Source organism: Amycolatopsis sp. SID8362 (assembly GCF_010550475.1).
Classification (GTDB): Bacteria; Actinomycetota; Actinomycetes; order Mycobacteriales; family Pseudonocardiaceae; genus Amycolatopsis; species Amycolatopsis eburnea.
The window spans coordinates 1-1,269 of sequence record NZ_JAAGNB010000421.1; the positions used below are offsets into that span (position 1 = coordinate 1).

Annotated in this window: 2 protein-coding genes and 1 pseudogene; 2 read left to right on the plus strand and 1 reads right to left on the minus strand. The window is 70.4% G+C overall.

Annotated elements, in window-relative coordinates; genetic code table 11:
- Together G3I65_RS13475 and G3I65_RS13480 are read left to right on the plus strand one after the other, a co-directional pair.
- Window positions 1-603, plus strand: a 603-nt coding sequence (locus G3I65_RS13475; RefSeq protein ID WP_160696407.1) for a hypothetical protein, incomplete at its 5' end; no start/stop codon positions are given.
- Between the two features lie 66 nt (window positions 604-669).
- The gene (locus tag G3I65_RS13480) at window positions 670-1,107 is read left to right on the plus strand and encodes a L,D-transpeptidase (RefSeq protein WP_125313750.1); all 438 of its coding nucleotides are present in this window, start codon (window positions 670-672) and stop codon (window positions 1,105-1,107) included.
- On the opposite strand, the pseudogene G3I65_RS13485 reads toward G3I65_RS13480, so the two are convergent.
- Window positions 1,062-1,269: pseudogene (locus G3I65_RS13485) on the minus strand (hypothetical protein); the annotation flags it as partial. The gene G3I65_RS13480 and the pseudogene G3I65_RS13485 overlap by 46 nt on opposite strands.

Consider the following 1,269-nt stretch of genomic DNA (forward strand, 5'->3'; position numbering starts at 1 on the left):
GCCGGCGGCGGGGGAGCGGCGGCCGCGGCGGCGCCGCAGCAGCTGGACCCGCGCGTGGTCGACTCGATCATGCGCTCGGAAGGCGCGACGGGCGAGCAGGGCGGCGTGCCCGAGGCGTACGGCTTCCGGCAGAACATGCACAACGGCTACGACCGGATCATCGCCGCGCGCGAGCAGTACGGCATCGGCAGCGCCGAGGAACGCGCGGTCGTCTCGGACCTGATGACGGCGAACGCGCGCACCGCGGGCGCGCTCAACTTCACCGACCCGGGCACCCAGGCCGCGATCATGTCCGGCGCGCACATGCGCGGCGCCGGCGGCGTGCGCGCGATCCTCAACCACATGGGCGGCGACGACATCGTGCGCAGCTCGCGGACGCTGAGCGACGCGACGATCCAGCACGTGCAGGGCCTGACGCCGGAGCAGTTCCAGCAAGAGTTCCGCGACGCCCGCGTCGAATACGACCGCCAGATCTACGGCGACACCACCACCCGCCAGGGCGGGCACACGCAGAACTGGTGGGACCGCTACGGAAACGGCCTGACCCAGCGGTACGACCGCGAGCAAGCGGAATTCCTCCGGCTTTCGCAACCGCGGAACTGATCGGGTTCGAAGATCCGGAAACGGGGAACCCACCTCCTGTAGCCGAACGACAACGGGAGGCACGCGATGAACCGGAGGATGATCGCACTACTGGGCGGGGTCGCCGCGATGGCGGGGACCGTGGCGTTCGCGGGAACGGCCGAAGCGGCGTCGACGCCGTGCAGCGCCGACGCGAAGGCCTGCGTCCAGCGCGGTTCGAACACCGCGTGGTTGACCGACGGCGCCGGGAACGTCACCTACGGCGGCGTCCCGATCACCGTCGGGCTGGCGAAGTACCCGACCCCGCTGGGGAAGTTCCACGTGCAGTACAAGGACATCGACCACTACAGCAAGCAGTACAACGGGCCGATGCCGTACTCGGTGTTCTTCACCACCACCGGGGTCGCTTTCCACCAGGGGAGCCTGAAGGTGAAGTCCCACGGGTGCGTGCACCTTTCGCACGCGGCCGCGGTGACGTTCTACAACACCTTGCAGCCGGGTGACGTCGTCGAGGTCGTGCCCTGATCGGTCCCTTGTGGACGGTTCAGGAGCGCGCCCACGACGGCGCCGAACACGAGGTGATCGGCCAGCTGCGGCGCGCGGGGAAGCGCCCGCACGGCGGGGTAGGCACGAGCCGCGACGCCGAGGTCGAACGCGGCGATCGCCAGCCCGGCCACGGCACCGCGC